Below are 20,075 nucleotides of genomic sequence, written 5' to 3'. Positions count from 1 at the left end.
CACATGCTGCGTGTTGGACTTACGGGCGGGCTGGGCAGCGGGAAATCCACCGCTGCCCTCCTGTTCGCGCAGTACGGCGCGTACGTGCTGCAGGCCGATGAGATCGCCCGCGACCTGATGCAGCCGGGCGAGGCGGTCTACAACGCCATCGTGCACCGCTTCGGCAGAGGCGTGGTGCAGCAGGACGGCCAGCTCGACCGGCAGGCGCTGGCGAAGATCGCCTTTGCCGACGGCCGCGTCGAGGAGCTGAATGCGATCGTGCATCCGGCGACGATCGCGGAGCAGGCCGCCATCATGACCGAGATCGCCGAAGAAGAGCCTGCTGCCATCATCATCGTCGAGTCGGCGCTGCTCTTCGAGACGAAGCACGGAGCAGCGGCAGGCGGCGATCCCGATGCTCCCTGGCGCTCGCGCTTCGACTGCATCGTGCTGGTCACGGCAAACGACGAGACCAAGATCGAGCGCTACATTCAGCGTGTCTGCGGCGATACGCCGCCAACACCCGAGCGCCGCCAGGAGCTGGAGGCCGAGGCGCGGCGACGCCTTGCGCAGCAGATTCCCGATGCAGAAAAGGAGTCGATGAGCGACTTTATCCTGCCCAACGACGGCACGCTGGAGGAGCTGGAAGAGCTGGTGGAAGAGCTGTGGGAGATGCTCGACTTCGCCGCTCGCAACACACCATAGCCAATGGCCGATACAGCCCGAAGGCTGCGTAAGGCGTCTGTCATCAGTAGGAAAGCATTGCGGCAGTTGCCGTATCTCTCGATACGCTGGCTGACAGCGAAACCTGTCGATACAATTTACGGATAGTCGCGTTCTCAACGGCGACAAGGGAGAAGACTTGCCCGGTAAGACGAAGAAACTCCGCCCAGTTCTGCTTGTCCTGCTGCTGCTCAGCGGCTTTTACTACGTAACGACGCACTCCTCGTCCGCAGGAAAGCTCTTCCCGTGGCTACATTCGGCTCCGGATGCGAATACCACGGCGGAGGAGATCTCCGGCCCTGGCGGCAGCTTTCATCTGACTGAGGCTGCGGCCGCCCCTGCCTTCGACACGGAGGAGCAACAGAACATCGGCGTCTACAAGAAGGCGCTGCCTTCGGTGGTGAACATCACCTCCACCGAGGTCGCGTTCGACTTCTTCTACGGGCCGGTGCCGCAGCAGGGCCAGGGCTCGGGCTTCGTGCTGACCAAGGATGGCCTGATCCTGACCAACAATCACGTGATCGGCAACGCGCAGCGCGTGGAGGCCTCTCTCTCCGACAAGCACAAGTACAAGGCCAAGGTGCTGGCTCGCGACGCCAACCACGACCTCGCGCTGATCAAGATCGACGCACCCAACCTGGTGCCTGTAACGCTGTCCGATTCGCGCAACCTGATGGTGGGCCAGCGCGTGTATGCCATCGGCAATCCCTTCGGCCTGAACGGCACGATGACGCGCGGCATCATCTCGGCCATCCGCTCGGTGCGCAGCCCCAACGGCGCTCCGATCGAGGACGCCATCCAGACGGATGCTGCGGTCAACCCCGGCAACTCCGGCGGACCGCTGCTGAACTCGCGCGGTGAGGTGATCGGTATCACCACGATGATCGCCAGCAACGGCGCAGACCAGAGCTCTGGCATCGGCTTCGCCATCCCCATCAACACGGCGCGCGCTATCCTCGACGACTATGCGAAATACGGCTACATCCGCCGTCCGTCGCTGGATATCGTCACCATTCCCATCGGCCCCTACATTGCCGAGCAGCTGAAGCTGCCTGTCGATTACGGCGTGCTGATCGAGCGGGTGCTGCCGGGAGGCGCAGCCGAGCATGCCGGGCTACACGGCGGCACGCAGCGCGCCTACCAGGGCAATGAGCCCGTCATGCTGGGTGGAGACCTGATCGTGGCCATGGACGGCGACGAGATCACCAGCGCACAGGACCTCGCCGCGGCGATGAACTCTCACCGTGCCGGTGATGCAGTCACCGTCACCATCTTCCGCGGAAGAAAGAAGATGGACATCAAGGTCACGCTAGGAGACGCGAAAGACCACGACAGTCGCGACCAGTCCACGTAGGCGCTGGAAGAAAAAATGACGCCGGAAGAAATACAGAGGGGCATGACGAACAATCGTCATGCCCCTCTGCTTTGCGCTTCTTTAGCTCGCATCTATTTCAGAAAGTGCCGGCCTGCTTCAGGAAGTGGCGGCCTTCGATGCGATATTCTCCGCTCAGCACACGGGCGATGGCTTCCGCGTAGGCGATGTGCTCCTCGACAAGGATGCGAGCGGAGAGCGTCTCCGCCGTGTCCTCGTCGAGCACGGGCACGGTCTTCTGCAGGATGATGACGCCATGGTCGACGGCCTCATCGACGAAGTGGACGGTGCAGCCTGCAACCTTCGCTCCGTAGTCGAAGGCCTGGTGTTGTGCGTCGAGGCCTGGGAAGGCCGGGAGCAACGACGGATGGACATTGAGAATGCGGTTGGGAAACGCCGCAACGAACGCAGGCGTGATGATGCGCATATAGCCCGCGAGACACACCAGATCGATGCCAGCCTCCTGGAGCGCGGCGATCATCCTGGCATCGTGCGCGGCGCGTGCCTCGGGGCCTTTGCCCTCCTGCGGAATGGCCAGCGCCTTCAGGCCGAGTGAGCGTGCCGCATCGAGCCCGGGCGCATCGGGCTTGTTCGAGAGCACGACGGCGATCTCGGTGTTCGGAATGCGACCCTCCGCGATGGCGCGATGGATTGCAAGAAAGTTCGAGCCTCTACCCGAGAGGAGGATGCCAAGTCGATGCACGAGAGTATTCCCTTCGCTCTCGATTTTAAACGAGGCGTTCAACACAGAGAATCCGCGCTCAGTTCGCGGAGTTGCCGATGATGTTGAATGGCGAGGTGGAGTCCACCTCCACGCGCTCCGGAGAGAAGACGTGCATCATCTCGCGCCATGCGTTCCCGATCTTGTCGGAGGCGAAGTAGAGATGCCCCGCGGTCAACGGGCCGACAACGCGGTAGTGCCCGACGGCAGCCAGCGCCATCGACGCCATGCAGCCGCACTGCGAGCAGTCCGGTTCGCCACCGAACTGGCACGGCGTGATCTTCGTCTTGAGATCGGCGGAGATGGTGTGCGTCGTGCGCGCAAAGATGCAGTCCTTCGGACTGGCCGGAGGATGCGCAATCTCGTCGACCAGACGCTCAGGCATCTGGAGTTTGGGAAAGAGGGCGCGCAGGCGATGCAGATCTTCGACCACGTAGGCGCGCTGCTCCTGGGTAAGAATCTCCGGCCCGGTGGCGCCGATCTGCGGCGTGAAGAGGCTGAACCAGATGCGATGCACCTGCGGCTGCTCACTCCAGAAACGCACGAACTCTTCGAGATAACCGGGGCGCGCGGCGATGTTGCCGGTGATGGTGGAGTGGATCGTGATCTTCGCGTCGGCCGTCGTCTTCAGGATGCGCTCGTAGGTCGCGGGCTTGCGGCGCTCATCGTGTTCCGGCTGCAGGCCGTCGATGGAGACGGCGACCGTGAGGCGCTTGAAGCGCTGCCACTCCGCCGGAATGACGCGAAAGGCGCTGGTGACGACCTGCGTGAAGATGCCGCGCTCTTCGAGAGCAGGAAGAATCTTCTCCAGCTCGCGATACCGCACCAGCGGGTCGCCTCCGACGATCGAGACGTGCAGCGGACGCTCGCGATCGACGATGGCAAGAATCTTTTGCACAAGCTCATCGCCCTTGAAGTCGGACAGCTGCCGTAGTTCTGTCTCACCGCCAAGATGAGCCGCATCGAACGCGTAACAACCAGGACAGCGGAGTGGGCATTCCTTCGTGATCTCTATCGAAAGAGAAGGCTTACGGCCGGCAAGTATCCCAGCCCAAGCATGCAGTATCTCCGATGTCTTCATCAGCCTCCTCAGGCGCTTCAACTTGTCTTATGAGATAAGACGCAAATGACGCGATCATGATTCATTGGACGCACAAAACGTGGAAAATGGTAATAATGGTGCCCAGCAGGAGTGAACCATTGACCGAGATGCTTGCGCTACAAGAATACCGCCGCGAACTGGTCCGCTTCGGACGCTGGCTCTATCGCAAAGGCTTCATGCCGGGAACTTCAGGCAATCTTTCCGTGCGCCTCGAGGACGGCACGATCCTTGCAACCCCAACAGGTTGCAGCAAGTACCTGATGCGAGCCGCGGACATGGTCATCGTCGATCTCGACGGGCGGCAGATCTCGGGCACGCGCAAAGTTACCAGTGAGATCGGCATGCATCTGGCCGTTTATCGCGCGCGCCATGACATTCGCGCTGTCGTACACGCGCATCCTCCCATTGCGACAGGATTCGCCTGTGCGGGTCGCGCGCTTGACGAGCCGCTGTGCGCCGAAGCCGTGATGACGCTAGGCCCTGTGCCGCTTGCTCCCTACGCCACGACGGGGACCGATGCGCTGGCACAGAGCCTCGCCGCGCTTATTCCTCATCACTCCGCCATCCTGATGGCAAATCACGGCGCGGTGGCCTATGGAGAGAATCTGCTGGATGCGTTTCTCAAGATGGAGACGGTAGAGCACTTCGCCAACATCTGCCTGGTAGCCCATCAGCTAGGCTCGGCGCGGCCGCTGCAGCAGCTCGCCATCGACGATCTGCTGCAGGCCAAGGAACGCTACGTGCAGAATGCACTGGCGAAGATGCACTAAACGACGAAGAGGCACTGAGCTTCCCCCTCAGCGCCGAACATCTTCAAGCGCCATCACGGCGTAGCTGGTCGCTGCATCGTTCATAAAGCGCGCGGCATCGGTCGCAGGATCGCGCTGCTTGTTGAGCGAGTAAGCGGGCCACAACCCCTGCGTTGCATCCTGGTTGACGATGAGCCACTGAACCGCACGCTTCATCTCGGGCCTGCGCGGCGAGATGCCCGACTCCTTCAATGCGAAGACCGTAAGGCCGGTGGCGTAGCCATCGCTGCGCGCATCGACCGGCGTGTTGTCACGACGCTTCCATTGGCCGAAGTCCTTGAGGCTCCAGCCTCCATCGGGCCGCTGCAGACGCTGCAGATCCTCCAGAAGCGCCTTGTGCTGCGTCTTCGTCAGAAGGCCCGGAACATTCTTCGCCGCCCACAGCACGACAAGCCGATTGGCCATCGGCTGCTTGTCATAGTTCTTCGTCAGGTACTCACGAAGCGATGCGAGACCCTTCTGAATCTCGGGGCGATTGCGATAGTGATCGGGAGCAATCGCGACAGTGACGGCAGCCAGAGCAGCGCCGTAGTAGTGCGACTCATCGGACTCCCACGGCGCATTGTGGAAGTTGAGCCACTCCCACGAGCCTGCAACATCGCCGCTGGTGAGCTGCGTGGCCCACATGTTGTGAAGCGCCTGTTCGGTAAGCGGAGAAAGATGTTTCCCCTGCAGCGAATCGTAGCGCACAAGAATCAGCGCGTTGAGCACGGACTCCGTGCCGCGCGACTCGACCGTCTTGCGCGGACCCACCTTCTGATCGCTGTAGAAGGGCTCGAGCTCATTCCACAACGTCACCCGCCGCGTGATGTAGCCGAGCATCTCCCGCTCGGGCGCAGACGGTGACGATTCGTTGAGCGCGTGACGCAGCGTCAGGCGCGACAACGCATAGGGCACCGCGGTGTGGCAGGAGATGCACGCCGTCTCGTGATCGCGGCGCGCCTTGGGCCAGTTCATCCACCACGTCTGCCGCGTGTCCAGATACTTTGCCGCGGTAAAGCGGTTCCACCCGTGCGGCGCTGCATTCGCAGAGTCACCACCGCCTGCATACGCAGAACGGCACGACGCAAACGAGAGGGACAACAGCACTGCGGCGAGGAAAGAGGCCTTCACGCGAGCGGTCTCCGGGCAGAGAAGAATGTTCAGGAAATTACGGTGAGCTTAGCACAGCTCCTGCGAAACGCAGCCGTCCTGCGTTCCCGGCACGACGCATGATGCATGCAATGGAAAGCAGCGATTCTCCCGGCTTGTCGAAGATCGAACGCTATTTTTTTTCGACTGCGCGGTAACCGAAACACCAAATGCAGCGGGACAAAAACAGTGACGAACGGTAGAAAACCGCAAGGCGACGGCTCGGCATCCGTTATTGGTAATAGTCCGTTAACCAATCGTCTATCAACACTTAGGCGAACAACGGAAGGAGTAAACAAATGAAGTACCAGTTGTGTTTCCTGTTGCTGCTTGGAACGACCGCGGCATCGCTTGCACAGGGGCTCGATGGAGTCAGTTCCAGCGCAACATCCAGCAGTTCAAGCACCGAGGTGAGCTCCGTTACGGCGCCTGCCATCGATGCTCCTCTGCCGGAGAACACTCGCGCTGCACAAACCTCGACGATGACCACCATGCAGCAGAAGAAGAAGGATCAGACACCGATCGGCTCGGTTGCGATGAGCTACGTGTATCTCTTCCAGACCAGCCCCACCGACCGCAATCACAGCATGATGGGTTTTGCGGTAACGCCTGAGATCAACCTGACCAGGCACATCGGCTTCCAGGGAGACTTCACCAGCCTGTACGTGATGGGAGTGGACTACAACCAGCGCCGGCTGATCATGGCTGCCGGACCGCGCTACACGTTTGCCCCGCACTCGCGCTTTACCCCCTTCGTCTACGGCGAGGGAGGCGAGATGCGTTCGGTGAGCTCACAGAACAACCTCGTCGACTGGAACCCCGTGGCCAAGGCCGGTGTGGGCATCGACATGAAGGTGACGCGCAGCATCGCCTTCCAGCTCATCCCCGGCGAATACCAGGGAGAGAGGGTGGACGCAAGCGGCAAGTGGAATCAGAGCTTCTCGTCCCGCGCGGGCATTGTCTTCAACCTTTACAAGTGACGCTCAAAAAAAAAATCGCGCCTGAACGCGAAAGGAGCCAGTCGATTCGACTGGCTCCTTCTTTCTGCGCTGCAGAGAAAACTAGTTGTAGCTGACCTTGCGCTCGCCGCGCACGATGCGGCCGATGATGTGGAAGCGCTCGTTGGCACGGTTGAGGATGGCCTTGGCCTTCTTCACCTTCTCGGCGGGAACGACGATGATCATGCCGATGCCCATGTTGAAGGTGCGCATCATCTCGTCCTGCTCCACCTTGCCCAGCACCTGCAGATGCTCGAAGAGCGGCGGAACCTGCCATGATGCGAGATCGACATGCGCGCCCATGCCCTTGGGGATGATGCGGGGAAGGTTCTCGGTGATGCCGCCGCCGGTGATGTGCGCCATGCCTGAGACGACCTCGCCGTTAATGAGCTTCTTGATGATGCTCAGATAGCTGCGGTGAATGCGCATCAATGCGGCGCCGGTCTTGTCCTTCAGTTCGTTGACGTACTGCTCGGGACCGTACTTGGCGACGTCGAACAACAGCTTGCGGGCCAGCGAGTAGCCGTTGGTGTGCAGGCCGTTGGAGGGCAGGCCGAGCAGGACATCGCCCACCTGGATGCCATCGCCGGTGATGATCTTGTCGCGGCTGACGGCGCCGATAATGGTTCCGGCAAGGTCGTACTCGCCGTCGCCGTAGAAGCCGGGCATCTGCGCGGTCTCGCCGCCGATCAGGGCGCAGCCGTTGGCGCGGCAGGCATCGGAGATGCCCTGCACGACGGTTTCGACGACCGAGTTCTCCAGCTTGCCGGTGGCCAGGTAATCGAGGAAGAAGAGCGGCGTCGCGCCCTGCACCGCGATGTCGTTGGTGCAGTGGTTCACCAGATCCTGCCCGACGGTGTGGTGAATGCCCAGCTCGAAGGCGACCTTCAGCTTGGTGCCCACGCCGTCTGCCGAAGAGACCAGCACGGGATTGGGATACTTCTCCAGGTCGAGTGCGAAGAGGCCGCCGAAGCCGCCGATCTCACTGAGAACCTGCTTGTTGAAGGTCTTGCGCGCCAGCATTTTGATGCGGTGCTTCGACTTGTCCGCGGCGGAGATATCGACGCCCGCGTCAGCGTAACTGATGGGCTTCTTGGCCACCGATACTGGCTTCGGCTTAGCGGAATTCTGTTTCGTCGTGTTGGCCATGGTAGCGGTGACGTTCTCCGGCAAAATGCTCTCCGTGGGTAGGGAAATATGCTGTGACGCAGAGGTTTAAGTCTAGCAGCAGAGCGGTCGCTGGCGCTAAATCCTGTATTCACAGGGGTTACGTCGGTGCTGTGCCTTTCCGCCGCTCATCGCAAGCCCACGAAGCGCTTTCGATGCTCCGCTGCAGGCAGCGGGCACACCGCGTACCTCCCAAAAAGCCGGTAACGCAGCCGGGCCACGATACCGTAGCCTGACTCGCGCAGCGGACGAGGAACTGCTGCCAAAAGCGCCGCACGCCGCCGCCACCCCAGTAGCCGCAGCGCCTCGGCGACCGCATCGGAGCGATACAGAATGCGCTGCGCTGCCGTAAGCGGCTGCAACACCAGCGCGACGCCGTCCTGCGTAGCCGCCGCGCCGTCCATAAGCTCGCGGGCCGCATCGCTGTCGAGCGCGGCGAAGCGAAAGACTCCCGCACGATCGTGCCGCAGCACAAAGCGCACCACGCCGTTGCACAACGCGCAGACGCCGTCGTAGAGCAGCGTCGGGTGGTCCGCGATGGCTGTGCGTTCGTCTGGCGTCATTCTTCGTCCGTTTACCGCAGCGTCAGCAACGACGCTATGCAGCAACCTTATACTGATTGCAATGCCGCTCAATCTCACACGCTCCCGCCAGCTGCAGCAACGCGCCGAATCGCTTCTTCCCGGCGGCGTGGACTCGCCCGTCCGCGCCTTTCGCTCCGTGGGTGGCGATCCTCCGTTCCTGGTTCGCGCCGAGGGCGCCTATCTGTACGACGAGGACGGCAATCGCTATCTCGACATGTTCGGCTCGTGGGGGCCGATGATTCTGGGCCACGCCTTTCCTCCAGTGGTCGAGGCCATCCGCGAGGCGGCAGGTTTCAGCGCGAGCTTCGGAGCATCGACGGCAGCGGAATCGACGCTGGCAGGACTGGTGCAGCAGTGCTTCCCTTCTCTGGAGAAGATGCGCTTCGTGAACTCCGGCACCGAGGCCTGCATGACGGCCATCCGGCTGGCGCGCGGCTTCACCGGCCGCAAGTTCGTCATCAAGTTCGAAGGCTGTTATCACGGCCACTCCGACGCCATGCTGGTCAAGGCAGGTTCGGGCGTTGCGACGCTCGGCATCCCCGGCTCCGCCGGCGTGCCGGACGAGACGGTGATGCACACCATCGCTCTGCCCTACAACGATCTTGAGGCCGTCAGGCAGGCCTTCGCCACGCGGCCACGCGAGATCGCATGCATCATCGTCGAGCCGGTCGTCGGCAACGCCGGAACCATCGCTCCGCTGATCGGCTACCTGGAAGGGCTGCGCGACATCGCGCACCAGCACGGCGCTCTGCTGATCCTCGACGAGGTGATGACCGGCTTCCGGCTCTCGCTCGGCGGCGCGCAGCAGCTCTACAGCATCAAGCCGGACCTGACGACGCTGGGCAAGATCATCGGCGGCGGGCTGCCCTGCGCCGCCTTCGGCGGACGCGCCGACATCATGAATCATCTCGCGCCGCTGGGGCCGGTCTACCAGGCCGGAACGTTGAGCGGCAATCCGCTGGCGATGGCCGCCGGTATCGCCACCATCGAGCACCTGATCGCCAACCAGCACACGATCTATCCCAGGCTGGCAAAGACAACCGCGGAGATCGCCAGTGGCGTCGCCGCGATTGCAACAGAGCGCGGCATCAAGCTCACAACCAACCAGGTCGGCTCGATGTTCACATGGTTCTTCACGGGAAACGAGGTGTTCGACTACGCCTCGGCCGCGACCTCGGATACAGCCGCCTTCGGTCGTTTCCATCGCGCGATGCTCGAGAACGGCGTCTGGCTTCCACCCAGCCAGTTTGAGGCGGCGTTCGTCTCGATCGCCCACGGCGAAGTTGAGGTCGCGCTGATCCTCGAAGCAGCAGGCAAGGCACTCCGGCGGTAGTTCGTTTTAACGACCGTAGCTCGTTCCCATGGCAGTAGTTCGTTTCGATGGCAGATTCCAAATAACCAACGGAGTATCGATGAGAACCAGAAGAAGCGTCCGCCTTGCTGCAATCCTGCTTCCCTTCATGATGGGCTTTGCGCCGCTGGTTCAGGCGCAGGAGAAGCTCTCCGCGCACTGGGAGGAGCTGACCGGGCCGGACTTCGTGAAGGCGATCCACCAGGCGCAGAACACCTGCCTTCTTCCCATCGGCATCCTCGAGAAGCATGGGCCGCACCTGCCCATCGGCTCCGACCTGCTGAATGCGCGTTACGTCGCGCTGCACGCCGCGGAGAAGCAGTACGCCGTCGTCTTCCCCGAGTACTACTTCGGCCAGATCGCCGAGGCGCGGCAGGAGCCCGGCACCGTCTCCTACAGCCGCGAGCTGCAGCTGGCCCTTTTGCAGGCGACGACCGACGAGATGGCGCGCAACGGCTGCAAGAAGATCCTCATCGTCAACGGGCACGGCGGCAACAACCACCTGCTGCCCTACTTCCTGCAGTCGCAGCTGAATACGCCGCATGACTACGTGGTGTATCTCTTCGACCAGCGCGTACCGCCCACCGGCGGCCCGAAGAAGAAGACCACCAACGATCAGCATGCGGGCGAGAGCGAGACCTCGAAGCTGATGATCGTGCGGCCGGACCTCGTGCATCCCGATCGCGCCGAAAAGGAGTCAGGCGCCGACCAGCATCGCCAGCCGCTGCCCGACGGCGTCTACACCGGCATCTGGTGGTATGCGCGCTTCCCCGATCACTATGCGGGCGATGGCGGCGCAGCATCGCACGAGCTGGGCGAGTTCCAGATGAACTGGTGGGTGGATTCGGTGACCAGGGCGCTGGCCGCCATCAAGGCCGATGACGTCAGCCTGAAGCTGCAGACCGAGTACTTCGAGAAGTCGACGCACCCGTTGGACACGCCGCAGTAGCGGCTACGTCCAGGCGGATATGTTCAGGAAGCTACGTCCAGGCATCGACGGTGACGAAGCTTGTCTTCTGATGCTTCGCAAGAAAGCGCTCGGTCGCCTGTACCGTCTGCATGCGATCCTGGCCCAGCCCCTGCTGTCCGCCATCGTGCAGCACGATGTTGGAGGCGAAGCCGCGGCTGCGGTTGCGGGCGACGCCGCGCTCGATGCGCTGATGCAGCTTGTCGGCGCCGATCTGCATCCAGTCGCCGCAGATCAGGTTCCACTGTACCGGCGTCATACCCATCTCGCGTGCTGTTGCGAGAACGACAGGCCGACGTGCGCCGTGGGGTGCGCGAAAGAAGCGAACCGGCTCGCCGAGGACGTCTTCGAGGACGGCGCTGGTTCCGTGAAGCTCCTCGCGAATGCGTGCAGCGCTCTGCCACGGCAGCCAGGGGTGCGTCATCGTGTGATTGCCGAGGAGGTGCCCCGCGGCGTGCATCTCACGCACGATCTGCGGACACTGGCGCACGAATCCGCCGATGAGAAAGAAGGTGGCACGCACGTTGTACTTCGCCAGGACCTCAAGCAGTGCGGGCGTGGCCGCAGGATTTGGGCCGTCGTCGTAGGTCAGCGCGATCTCCGCCGCATTGCGCGGCGCGATCAGGGTGGGGCCGAAGATCTGCGATCCGGGCGAAAGCGCGGCCCATGCCACCGTACCCGCCGCAGCCATTGCGACGGCCGCCGTACCTGAGATTGCCGCGACGTTCATGGCTTCATCATCTCGTTCATGGCTTCATCACCTCACCGATGCTTAATCATCTCACCGCCGCACCCAGCTGCCTGAGCGTGGCGTCGTCCATCGCGCCATCAAAATACTGATCGAGTGCGCGCTCAAAGACAGAACCATCACCGGAAGCCTTCGCAAACAGGGTGAGGCTGGAGCGAAACTTCAGATCGTCGGGATAGCCGAAGATCTCATCGGCGGTTTTGCCGCGTACCGCCAGAACCGCCTCGACGCACTCGATCAGTCGCGCCCCCAGAACAGGATGCGCAAGATAGGCCTTCGCCTCATCCAGTGAGTAGATCGCAAAGCGCACCGACATCTCGCTCATGCCCAGCCCCTTGATCTGCGGAAAGACGAACCACATCCAGTGGCTGCGCTTCTCGCCCGCACGCAGCTCAGCGAGTGCGCGGTCGTAGACACCGGCCTGCGCTCTGACAAAGCGCTCCAGGTCGTATTGATTGTTCTCCATCGGTCGCTCCAATTCCAGAATCCCGGTGGTCCGTTATGGACCATAAGATTATTTGATGTAACGAAACATCTCCTGCAGGGCTCTAAGGAGATGTGACGATAGAACGTTCCAGCCTGCCACGCGTCTTGTTTTCGCTTGTCATCATCGGATTGCTGGTCTTTCTGGCCGCGCAGTTCGTGAGGCCTGCGATCGGCAATCCTCCAGCGACAGCCGAGCTTGCGGCACCTCCCGAGGTCAAGCGCGTCCTCCGCAACTCCTGCTACAACTGCCACTCGAACGAGACGCAACTGGCATGGTTCGACCAGGTGGCGCCTGCCTATTGGATCGCTGCCCGCGACGTGAAGATGGCCCGCAGCCACCTGAACTTCTCCGAGATCGCGAAGCTTCCCGCCGCCCAGCAGAAGGGCCTGCTGTGGGAGGCGGTCAACCAGGCACAGCTGGGCGCGATGCCCCTGCCGAGCTATCTTGCGCTGCATCCGCATGCGCGTCTCTCCGATGCCGATCTTGCCGTCCTGAAGAACTATCTCAACCCGCCGTCTCCCGCTCCCGCCCCCGACGACAAGGCAAAGACCGCAGCCGACGAGCAGTACAACCACTGGATTCAGGCGAGCGGCACGAAGCTTGAGGTGCAACTCTCACCCAACGGCATCGCCTACCCGCAGGATTGGAAGAACTGGAAGGCGATCAGCACCACCGACCGCTTCGACAACCACACCATGCGCATCATCTTCGGCAACGACGTCGCCGTGCGCGCTATCGCGGAGCACCGCATCAACCCGTGGCCCGACGGCACCATCTTCGCCAAGTCCGCATGGCAGCAGCAGCCGGACGCGGACGGAAACACGCGCGCCGGAGCCTTTCTCCAGGTGGAGTTCATGATCAAGGACAGCGCAAAGTATGCGTCAACCAGGGGCTGGGGCTACGCGCGCTGGCGCGGCATGGACCTGAAGCCCTACGGCAAGGACGCAGGCTTCACCGCAGAGTGCGTCGGTTGCCACAACCCGGTGCGCCACAACGACTACGTCTACACCTTTCCGCTGGAGGGACTTCAGTGAACGCGCCCTGGAAGAAGTATCTGCCCGCCATCGCCTGCGGCCTGTTGGTTCTGGCCGGCTGCAACGAACGCAAGCCGGAGGCCGCAGCCACAAACCACGTCGCTGCACTCACCGGACAGCTTCCCTATAATCCGCTGGCGTGGAAGCCGATTACCACCTTGACCAATCGCGCCGCAGCGACGACCTCGACGCTCTACGGCAACGATGCAGCGGTCGCCTATGCGCGCTCCACGGCGGGCGCGGCGTATCCCGCTGGCTCGGTGCTGGCGCTGGTGACCTGGGCAGAGCGCGACGACCCGCACTGGTTCGGCGCGAAGATTCCCGGCAAGCCGCAGACGGTTGAATTTGTCAGTATCGGCGCACAACCGCAGTATGCGGTGTATCGCGGATCGCCGCTGGCACAGGCAGCAAGCGATCAGTCCGGCAGCCGCATCGACTTCATCCTGCACCTGCGTGCCGCGGTTATACCTTAGCCGTCTGGCGATTGAGACGCAGGATGAGATAGACGCTGACCAGCACCAGCGCCGCTCCCACGAGCATGCGCGGCGTAATCACCTCGTCGGCGACAAAGTGACCGAGGACGACCGCCACGACCGGGTTGACATACGCATAACTGGCCACAGTGCTGGCGGGCATATGGCTCAGCAGCCACACGTATGCCGTGTACGCAATCAGCGAGCCGAAGGTGACCAGATACGCCAGCGCCAGCCCCGCACTGCGCGAGATGTGCGGCCACGGATGCATCTCGCCGATGGCAGCCGAGAAGACAAGCAGCACCGCACCGCCGATCATCATCGAAGCGCCCGCCGTCACCGGCTTCGACGCAGGCAGCGGCAGCTTCTTGCTCCACACCGTGCCCAGCGACCAGCCGGCGACGCCAACGATGATGGCCAGTACAGGCAATACCGGCACGGTCAGCCTGGCGTCGGGGATCATCAGCACGCCAACGCCGCAGAAGCCCAGCAGTACGGCGGCCATCGCGGTCCAGCGGAAGGCCTGCAGGCCGAAGAGGATCTCGCAGGCGACGACCATCAGCGGGATCGTCGCGCCAACCACGGCGGCGATCCCGGACGAGAGATACTTCTCCGCCCAGAAGAGACCGGCATAGTTGACGGCGAACATCAGCACGCCCATGATGCTGAGGCTTCGCCACTGCTGTACTGTCGGGCGAGTCGCACCGCGCAGCTTCATGAAGCCGAGCAGAATCACCCCGGCGAGGAGCATACGGGTGCCCGCGGCGAAGAGCGGCGGAATCTCGCGCACCGCGACGCGGATGGCGAAGAAGGTCGTTCCCCACAGAAAGTAGATGGCAAAAAAAGCAGCAAATGCGCCAAACGTAAGCCCGGTGCGCGCACGGGTGCTCTCGTCGATGGGGCTGGCCTGTGCCATGGGTGATATTCACCTTACCAGCAGAAAGCCGGGCCGTCGTCGCCCTGCTGACAGCAGAGGCCAGAACGTTGACGGGTGGCGGAACTCTCGCCCTGCCCGAGTTTTCCGCCGTTAGGCCAGGGAAGCCCGCCTGCCGTGTTTCAATAGATGAGGACAGGACAAACACAGAAAATGCCTTTGAACTGCGGAATCGTCGGCCTCCCCAACGTCGGGAAATCCACCATCTTCAACGCCCTCACCTCGGCCAAGGCCCAGGCGGCGAACTACCCCTTCTGCACCATCGAGCCCAACACCGGCACGGTCGTGGTGCCCGACGCTCGCCTCGACAAGATCACTGAGCTCGTCGTCCCCAACCGCACCGTGCCCACCACGATGGAGTTCATCGACATCGCCGGTCTGGTCGAAGGCGCAAGCAAGGGCGAGGGCCTCGGCAACCAGTTCCTCGGCCACATCCGCGCCACCGACGCCATCTGCCACGTCGTGCGCTGCTTCGACGATCCCGAGGTCGTCCACGTCGCAGGCGGCGTCAATCCGCTGCACGACATCGACATCATCAACACGGAGCTGCTGCTGGCCGATCTCGACACCGTCGACAAGCGCGCCCAGCGCGTCGAAAAGCTCGTCCGCAACTCGCAGGACCCCAAGGTCAAAGCTGAGTTCGAGGCCGTCAAGAAGCTGAAGGCCGTGCTCGAAGCAGGCAAGCCCGCACGCACCGCCGACCTCACCGACGATGAACGCAACGCCGCACGCGAGCTCTTCCTCATCACCATGAAGCCTCAGCTCTACGTCGCCAACGTCGACGAGGCCGCGCTCACCGCCGGCAACCCCTACACCGAGGCCGTCGAGAAGCGCGCCGCGGAAGAAGGTTCCGAGGTCGTGCGCATCTGCGGCGCTCTCGAGAGCGAGATCGCCCTGCTGGAGCCAGCCGAGCGCACCGAGTTCCTCGAGTCTGTCGGGCTGACCGAACCCGGCCTCAACCGCCTCATCCACTCGGCCTATCACCTGCTCGAGCTCATCACCTACTTCACGGCGGGCGTGCAGGAGGTGCGTGCCTGGACGATCAAGCGCGGCACCAAGGCCCCCGGCGCGGCAGGCGTCATCCACACCGACTTCGAGCGCGGCTTCATCAAGGCCGACTGCTACTCCTCGGACGATCTCTTCAAGTACGGCAGCGAACAGGCCGTGAAGGAGAAGGGTCTGCTGCGCTCAGAAGGCAAGGAATACGTGGTGAAGGACGGAGATATTCTCTTCTTCAAGTTCAACGTCTAAACGCGACCCTTCACTTGAACAACAAAGAAGAGGGATCGGCTCTGCATCTGTAGCGCATGCAGCAAGCCGATCCCTCTTCTTCATTACCGCGCAGATCTAGCTTGCCAGTATCCGCTTCACCGCATCCACATCCCCGCCCAGCCACTCGGGATGCTTCACCGTGCCATCGAACGTAGTGCTCGTCTTGAAGAGTTCGTACTTGCCCTCCATCGCCACATCCCTTGTCTTGCCGACCAGCGTGGCGAACTCGGCGTTCGGCATCGGCTTGAAGTTCTTCACCACGGCGAACGCCTGATCCAGCACCTTCTTTGAATCGATGCCCGTAATCTGTACGGCAACCGGCAGGTTCAGCGAATAGTGCAGACACTCCGGCGCGGTCACGACTCCACTCTTCAGCAGAATGCCCGAGCCGATCGACTTCATGCCCAGCACCGCGACCTTGTCTTCCATCGCACGCGGAACCACCATCTGCGAGAAGCTGCGATAGTGCGCGTCCATCACGTTGATGGGGCACTGCAGCGTGTCGAAGTGGAAGCCGTGCTGTTTCGCCACATCGAGCATGTAAAGATGCACGCGCGGGTCCTTGTGCCCCGTAAAGCCGATGAAGCGAATCTTGCCTGCCTTCTTCGCTTCGACCAGCGCCTCCATCGCGCCGCCCTCGGCGAAGATGCGGTCAGGATCGTCGAAGCGCAGAACCTCGTGGTGCTGCATGAGGTCGATGCGGTCGGTCTTCAGACGGCGCAGCGACTCTTCAATCTGCTGTGCTGCAAGCTGCTTCGTCCTGCCGTCGATCTTCGTCATCAGGAAGGCCTTCTGCCGGTAGCCGGACTGCGCCAGCGCGTCGCCCATGCGCGTCTCGCTGCGGCCTTCGTTGTAGTCCCAGCAGTTATCCATGAAGGTGATGCCGCGGTCGATGGCCTCGTGCATCAGCTTGATAGCCTCGGCGTCAGTCATATTTCTGCCGCCGAGATGCGCTCCCCCCATGCCGATGGCGGAGACCTCTTCCCCTGTCGCGCCCAGCTTGCGGTAGAGCATCTCGTCGCGCATCTCGCCCGCAGTCGCTGCCGTGATGCGAGGAATCTTCGCAATGTCGTTCGATGTTGAAGCCGGGGTAGAAGTCGAGATGGACGTCGCGCGCGTCGCGCCGCCCTCACCCCTGGCCGTCGCCACCAGGCCGGCTGCCGCACCGGCAGCAAGGAACTCTCTACGCTTCATGGCATGCCTCCGTCTGGTCTGTCTGGTCCGTCTGATCTTCAGATGCCGACTAACAGGGCAAGGCAACTACGGAAGGCTCCGCGAGAGCAGGTTTAATGCGAATGGCCGCCACTGCTGCTTCCACCGCCGCCGGAGGGAGCGCCGCCGCCGTGGAAACCTCCACCGCCGCCTGATCCGCCGCCATGGAAGCCGCCACCTCCACCGGCCCCGTTATAGCCACCACCATGATTGATGCCGCCACTGCCGCTGGCCTGAGCGCCGCTGCGATTGAAGCTGCTCTGCGCCGCTCCTGATGGCCGCGCGCCACCTGCGTTCTGCGAGGGACGCTGCTGATTTGTATTTGCCCCCGCCTGCTGGGTCTTCCACGCGAAGCGGTCGCCGCCGGAGACCATACCCTCGGGCGAGGGACCGCGGCGCAGCGACAGTGGCGCCTGCTGCATGTTTGTCCTTGCAGCCTGATCGGCGTGGTTGCCGCGTGCCATCATCCCGTGAACCGGGCCAACGGGAGATGCGTAGACCTCGCGGTTGGCGAAGCCATGCCTCTCCACGTCATGCGAGACACCGTGCAGTCCGCCCAGCGACCCGCGCGGCACGCCCAGACCCGCTGAGTCGCGGCGGAAGACGAAGTTGTCCTGCGCATCCATCATCGACCGCACCACCGGTCCCTGCGACTGAACGATCATGGAACGCGATCGCGCTTCGGGCCGGGTCCCAGTGAGAACTCCGGGAGGGTGCACCAGGTTGCGCAGGTTCCGATTCGTGTTGACGAACGCAGTATTCTGCAGGCCGTAGAACGAGCCGCCCGGCTGCCAGCCCCAGCCCACACCCGGGCAGAAGTTCCAGGCACCGGAGTGATACGGGAGCCAGCCCCACGGGTAGGGCGACACCCAGGAGTAACCCGTCGAATACAGGGTCCACATTCCCTGCGAGTAGGGGCTCCATCCCGCGCTGACGAAGTAAGGCTGCCAGAAGCTGCTGCCGCAGCCGCCGACGAAGCTGCCGTAATAGTTCAGATCGCTGACGCCGTAGAGCGAGGTCGAACCGAAGTTATTGCCCGTCTTCATGTAGCGCTCGTGATACTTCATCGCGTCGCGGTCCCAGCCGTCGTAGGCCGTCTCGTAGATCTCCTTGTTCAGCTCGGTCGGGCCGCTGCCGCTGGGGTCGAGCGTCAGCGTCTGCTTCTTGCTGACGACCGTGCCTGCGCCGCCATCGGCCTGCACCGAGGCCTCGCCCGTAATCACCGACAGCTCCGCCTTGTTGCCCGACTTATCCAGACGAAGATGCGTCCCCGGCGCGACCGCGATCCGCGCCTTGCCCATCGCCAGCGTGAAGTCCGAATCCTTCGACTTCATCATGCTGAGGTAGACGATGCCGCGATCGATGAGGATCGTCGAAGCCTTCTGGCCGGAGCTGTGCAGCACCAGCAGAGGAAACCTGACTTCAGATTCGGGTGCAAGGCGGAGAGAACTGCCATCCTCAAACTCCACCTCGGCGTAACCGTCGCTGCCCGTCGCCAGCCCCATGCCCTGCGTGACGGGCATGTTCTGCAGCGTGGCCTCGGGGCCGCGGCCGATATTGCGGTCCATCACCACCTTGCCCTGCACCTGGCTCAGCCGCACGATGCGTACATGCGAGTCGCCGGCCTGCGTTCCTTCCGCGGCAATGGAGTGAGTCAGCGCGACATCTTCGGGATCGGGCTTCGCAGGAGCAGGAGTTTGCGTCGCAGGCTGCTGCGGACCGGGTGGCGTTGCAGAGTCCTGTTGCATGGCAGGCTCAGCCTGCGCCGCTGCATTTGTCTCGGTGGGGGTACTTTTCTGCGCAGCCGGAATATCCTGCGCACTACCGCGCGCGGCCGCTATTCCCAGCGCCGCCAGCATCATCGTTGCGAAGATCCTGCTCATTGGGAACCGCCTTCTGCGAGAGCACCAAGTATAGCGTTCGCTTCCAGGGCACGGCGAAACGCCCTCTTTATCCACTAGATGCGAAGCCAGACTTTCTGTAGCGCAAATAATATATGAGGCCGCAGATAGTGTCGCTTTCCCATCATGCGTTGCTTTTCTGGCGGCTAGACATCCTTCTCAATCACCGCTTCCGGCCGCGAAGCGTACTCCGCCCACGAGCCGTCGTAGAGCGTCACCTTATCCGCTCCCGCCAACTCCAGCCCCAGCGCCACAACCGCTGCCGTCACACCGGAGCCGCAGCTGGTGGTCATCGGCTGATCGAGCTTTACACCCTTTGCCGCAAAGACCCCGCGCAGCTGCGCGGCAGGCTTCATGCGCCCCTCTTCAACCAGCTCCAGGAACGGTGTGCTGATCGCGCCCGGCATATGGCCGGAGCTGAGCCCCGCCCGTGGTTCGGGAGCGGCGCCCGAGAAGCGCCCCGCGGAACGTGCATCGAGAATCTGGCTGCCGTTGGGACCATGGCTCTCACGCGCGGAGATCATCGTCTGCATCTGATCGAAGTCCTTCACCTGCGCACGATCGAGCTTTGCCGTAAACGTCGCCTGCGGACGGCTGACCTCGCCCGACTGCAAAGGCTGGCCAGCTTCGGCCCATGCCTTCAATCCACCATCCAGCAGGTACACCTGCTTCGCACCATAGGCCTTCATCATCCAGCGCGCGCGGGGAGCGGAGAAGACGCCCTCCTGCTCGTACACCACGATGGTCATACCGTCGCCGATACCCAGCGCAGAGATGTTGCGCGAGAACTCCTCATCGCTCTGCAGCATGTGCGGCAGCGAGGTCGCGTGATCCGAGAGTGCATCGATGTCGAAGAAGACCGCGCCGGGGATGTGGCGCTCCACGTAGCGCGCATGGGTATCGACTGCGGGCGTCACTCCCACGGGCGGCAGCGTCGCATCCAGCACAACCAGGGAGTCCACGTTGGAGTCCATGTTTGAGTCATTGATGCGCTCAGCAAGCCACGAGACGGAGACCAGAGGATTCATGCCATCCAGCTTACTAGGCGGCAGCAGTGTGGTGGATCGCAGAGGAATAACAAGTGTGCGGAGGATGCCGCTACCGCAGGGA

At 62.6% G+C, this 20,075-nt stretch carries 20 protein-coding genes; 9 read left to right on the top strand and 11 right to left on the bottom strand.

The window, feature by feature from the left end; genetic code table 11:
- Positions 1-3: 3 nt before the first annotated feature.
- Both coaE and PW789_RS10115 read left to right on the top strand, forming a co-directional pair.
- Positions 4-684, top strand: coding sequence for a dephospho-CoA kinase (gene coaE / locus PW789_RS10120; protein WP_299375307.1), 681 nt, complete (start codon positions 4-6; stop codon positions 682-684).
- 157 nt (positions 685-841) lie between these two features.
- Complete coding sequence (locus PW789_RS10115; RefSeq protein ID WP_299375304.1) at positions 842-2,056, top strand: trypsin-like peptidase domain-containing protein; 1,215 nt, start codon at positions 842-844, stop codon at positions 2,054-2,056.
- Positions 2,057-2,153: 97 nt separating this feature from the next.
- Here PW789_RS10115 and purN read toward each other — a convergent pair whose 3' ends face one another.
- The gene (gene purN, locus PW789_RS10110) at positions 2,154-2,777 is read right to left on the bottom strand and encodes a phosphoribosylglycinamide formyltransferase (RefSeq protein ID WP_299375301.1); all 624 of its coding nucleotides are present in this window, start codon (positions 2,775-2,777) and stop codon (positions 2,154-2,156) included.
- 58 nt (positions 2,778-2,835) lie between these two features.
- Positions 2,836-3,876 carry a radical SAM protein gene (locus PW789_RS10105; RefSeq protein ID WP_299375298.1) on the bottom strand — a complete coding sequence of 347 codons (1,041 nt, stop codon included), beginning with the start codon at positions 3,874-3,876 and terminating at the stop codon, positions 2,836-2,838.
- A 128-nt stretch (positions 3,877-4,004) separates the two neighbouring features.
- Here PW789_RS10105 and PW789_RS10100 point away from each other — a divergent pair, with 128 nt between their 5' ends.
- A complete protein-coding gene (locus PW789_RS10100; protein WP_299375772.1) occupies positions 4,005-4,667 on the top strand; it encodes a class II aldolase/adducin family protein in 663 nt (220 codons plus the stop codon).
- A 27-nt stretch (positions 4,668-4,694) separates the two neighbouring features.
- On the opposite strand, the gene PW789_RS10095 is transcribed toward PW789_RS10100, so the two are convergent.
- Complete coding sequence (locus PW789_RS10095; protein ID WP_299375295.1) at positions 4,695-5,819, bottom strand: hypothetical protein; 1,125 nt, start codon at positions 5,817-5,819, stop codon at positions 4,695-4,697.
- A 317-nt stretch (positions 5,820-6,136) separates the two neighbouring features.
- Here PW789_RS10095 and PW789_RS10090 point away from each other — a divergent pair, with 317 nt between their 5' ends.
- On the top strand, positions 6,137-6,817 hold the full coding sequence (locus PW789_RS10090; protein WP_299375292.1) for a hypothetical protein: 681 nt from the start codon (positions 6,137-6,139) through the stop codon (positions 6,815-6,817).
- 81 nt (positions 6,818-6,898) lie between these two features.
- On the opposite strand, the gene purM is transcribed toward PW789_RS10090, so the two are convergent.
- Together purM and PW789_RS10080 are read right to left on the bottom strand one after the other, a co-directional pair.
- A complete protein-coding gene (gene purM / locus PW789_RS10085) occupies positions 6,899-7,984 on the bottom strand; it encodes a phosphoribosylformylglycinamidine cyclo-ligase (protein WP_299375770.1) in 1,086 nt (361 codons plus the stop codon).
- Positions 7,985-8,130: 146 nt separating this feature from the next.
- Entirely contained in the window at positions 8,131-8,565 is a 435-nt protein-coding gene (locus tag PW789_RS10080; RefSeq protein ID WP_299375289.1) for a thiol-disulfide oxidoreductase DCC family protein, read from the bottom strand.
- Positions 8,566-8,626: 61 nt separating this feature from the next.
- Between PW789_RS10080 and hemL the strand changes: the two genes are divergently transcribed.
- Together hemL and PW789_RS10070 are read left to right on the top strand one after the other, a co-directional pair.
- The gene (gene hemL / locus PW789_RS10075) at positions 8,627-9,919 is read left to right on the top strand and encodes a glutamate-1-semialdehyde 2,1-aminomutase (RefSeq protein WP_299375286.1); all 1,293 of its coding nucleotides are present in this window, start codon (positions 8,627-8,629) and stop codon (positions 9,917-9,919) included.
- Between the two features lie 79 nt (positions 9,920-9,998).
- Positions 9,999-10,886 carry a creatininase family protein gene (locus PW789_RS10070; RefSeq protein ID WP_299375283.1) on the top strand — a complete coding sequence of 296 codons (888 nt, stop codon included), beginning with the start codon at positions 9,999-10,001 and terminating at the stop codon, positions 10,884-10,886.
- Positions 10,887-10,917: 31 nt separating this feature from the next.
- On the opposite strand, the gene PW789_RS10065 is transcribed toward PW789_RS10070, so the two are convergent.
- Positions 10,918-11,634: a polysaccharide deacetylase family protein gene (locus PW789_RS10065; RefSeq protein WP_299375280.1), complete on the bottom strand. Its 717-nt coding sequence runs from the start codon at positions 11,632-11,634 to the stop codon at positions 10,918-10,920.
- Between the two features lie 46 nt (positions 11,635-11,680).
- Entirely contained in the window at positions 11,681-12,118 is a 438-nt protein-coding gene (locus tag PW789_RS10060) for a DUF1810 domain-containing protein (protein WP_299375277.1), read from the bottom strand.
- 92 nt (positions 12,119-12,210) lie between these two features.
- On the opposite strand from PW789_RS10060, the gene PW789_RS10055 reads away from it, so the two are divergent.
- Both PW789_RS10055 and PW789_RS10050 read left to right on the top strand, forming a co-directional pair.
- The gene (locus tag PW789_RS10055; protein ID WP_299375274.1) at positions 12,211-13,173 is read left to right on the top strand and encodes a cytochrome P460 family protein; all 963 of its coding nucleotides are present in this window, start codon (positions 12,211-12,213) and stop codon (positions 13,171-13,173) included.
- Positions 13,170-13,646 (top strand): cytochrome P460 family protein, encoded by a 477-nt coding sequence (locus tag PW789_RS10050; protein ID WP_299375271.1) that lies wholly within the window; start codon positions 13,170-13,172, stop codon positions 13,644-13,646. Before PW789_RS10055 ends, PW789_RS10050 begins: the two co-directional genes overlap by 4 nt.
- Here PW789_RS10050 and PW789_RS10045 read toward each other — a convergent pair.
- The gene (locus PW789_RS10045; protein WP_299375268.1) at positions 13,636-14,562 is read right to left on the bottom strand and encodes an EamA family transporter; all 927 of its coding nucleotides are present in this window, start codon (positions 14,560-14,562) and stop codon (positions 13,636-13,638) included. The two genes, PW789_RS10050 and PW789_RS10045, sit on opposite strands and share 11 nt — an antisense overlap.
- 171 nt (positions 14,563-14,733) lie before the next feature.
- Between PW789_RS10045 and ychF the strand changes: the two genes are divergently transcribed.
- The gene (gene ychF / locus PW789_RS10040; protein ID WP_299375265.1) at positions 14,734-15,831 is read left to right on the top strand and encodes a redox-regulated ATPase YchF; all 1,098 of its coding nucleotides are present in this window, start codon (positions 14,734-14,736) and stop codon (positions 15,829-15,831) included.
- Positions 15,832-15,927: 96 nt separating this feature from the next.
- Here ychF and PW789_RS10035 read toward each other — a convergent pair whose 3' ends face one another.
- The 3 genes from PW789_RS10035 to sseA all read right to left on the bottom strand — a co-directional run bounded on the left by PW789_RS10035 (position 15,928) and on the right by sseA (position 19,993).
- Positions 15,928-17,046: an aldo/keto reductase gene (locus PW789_RS10035; protein ID WP_299375262.1), complete on the bottom strand. Its 1,119-nt coding sequence runs from the start codon at positions 17,044-17,046 to the stop codon at positions 15,928-15,930.
- A 92-nt stretch (positions 17,047-17,138) separates the two neighbouring features.
- Positions 17,139-18,947: a DUF6600 domain-containing protein gene (locus PW789_RS10030; RefSeq protein ID WP_299375259.1), complete on the bottom strand. Its 1,809-nt coding sequence runs from the start codon at positions 18,945-18,947 to the stop codon at positions 17,139-17,141.
- Between the two features lie 164 nt (positions 18,948-19,111).
- A complete protein-coding gene (gene sseA / locus PW789_RS10025; protein ID WP_299375256.1) occupies positions 19,112-19,993 on the bottom strand; it encodes a 3-mercaptopyruvate sulfurtransferase in 882 nt (293 codons plus the stop codon).
- Positions 19,994-20,075 lie beyond the last annotated feature (82 nt).

This window comes from Edaphobacter sp. (assembly GCF_028283685.1).
In the GTDB taxonomy this organism is placed as follows: Bacteria; Acidobacteriota; Terriglobia; order Terriglobales; family Acidobacteriaceae; genus Edaphobacter.
Note: the sequence above shows the minus strand (reverse complement) of the source record. Positions and strands in the feature narration are given on the sequence as shown.

Excerpts from the sequence above, each read along its gene's own strand:
- coaE (WP_299375307.1), top strand. The coding sequence starts at position 4 with ATGCTGCGTGTTGGACTTACGGGCGGGCTGGGCAGCGGGAAATCCACC.
- PW789_RS10065 (WP_299375280.1), bottom strand. The coding sequence starts at position 11,634 with ATGAACGTCGCGGCAATCTCAGGTACGGCGGCCGTCGCAATGGCTGCG.
- PW789_RS10060 (WP_299375277.1), bottom strand. The coding sequence starts at position 12,118 with ATGGAGAACAATCAATACGACCTGGAGCGCTTTGTCAGAGCGCAGGCC.
- PW789_RS10080 (WP_299375289.1), bottom strand. The coding sequence starts at position 8,565 with ATGACGCCAGACGAACGCACAGCCATCGCGGACCACCCGACGCTGCTC.
- PW789_RS10030 (WP_299375259.1), bottom strand. The coding sequence starts at position 18,947 with ATGAGCAGGATCTTCGCAACGATGATGCTGGCGGCGCTGGGAATAGCG.
- hemL (WP_299375286.1), top strand. The coding sequence starts at position 8,627 with ATGCCGCTCAATCTCACACGCTCCCGCCAGCTGCAGCAACGCGCCGAA.
- sseA (WP_299375256.1), bottom strand. The coding sequence starts at position 19,993 with ATGAATCCTCTGGTCTCCGTCTCGTGGCTTGCTGAGCGCATCAATGAC.
- PW789_RS10045 (WP_299375268.1), bottom strand. The coding sequence starts at position 14,562 with ATGGCACAGGCCAGCCCCATCGACGAGAGCACCCGTGCGCGCACCGGG.
- PW789_RS10070 (WP_299375283.1), top strand. The coding sequence starts at position 9,999 with ATGAGAACCAGAAGAAGCGTCCGCCTTGCTGCAATCCTGCTTCCCTTC.
- PW789_RS10090 (WP_299375292.1), top strand. The coding sequence starts at position 6,137 with ATGAAGTACCAGTTGTGTTTCCTGTTGCTGCTTGGAACGACCGCGGCA.
- PW789_RS10105 (WP_299375298.1), bottom strand. The coding sequence starts at position 3,876 with ATGAAGACATCGGAGATACTGCATGCTTGGGCTGGGATACTTGCCGGC.
- purM (WP_299375770.1), bottom strand. The coding sequence starts at position 7,984 with ATGGCCAACACGACGAAACAGAATTCCGCTAAGCCGAAGCCAGTATCG.
- PW789_RS10035 (WP_299375262.1), bottom strand. The coding sequence starts at position 17,046 with ATGAAGCGTAGAGAGTTCCTTGCTGCCGGTGCGGCAGCCGGCCTGGTG.
- PW789_RS10100 (WP_299375772.1), top strand. The coding sequence starts at position 4,005 with ATGCTTGCGCTACAAGAATACCGCCGCGAACTGGTCCGCTTCGGACGC.
- ychF (WP_299375265.1), top strand. The coding sequence starts at position 14,734 with ATGCCTTTGAACTGCGGAATCGTCGGCCTCCCCAACGTCGGGAAATCC.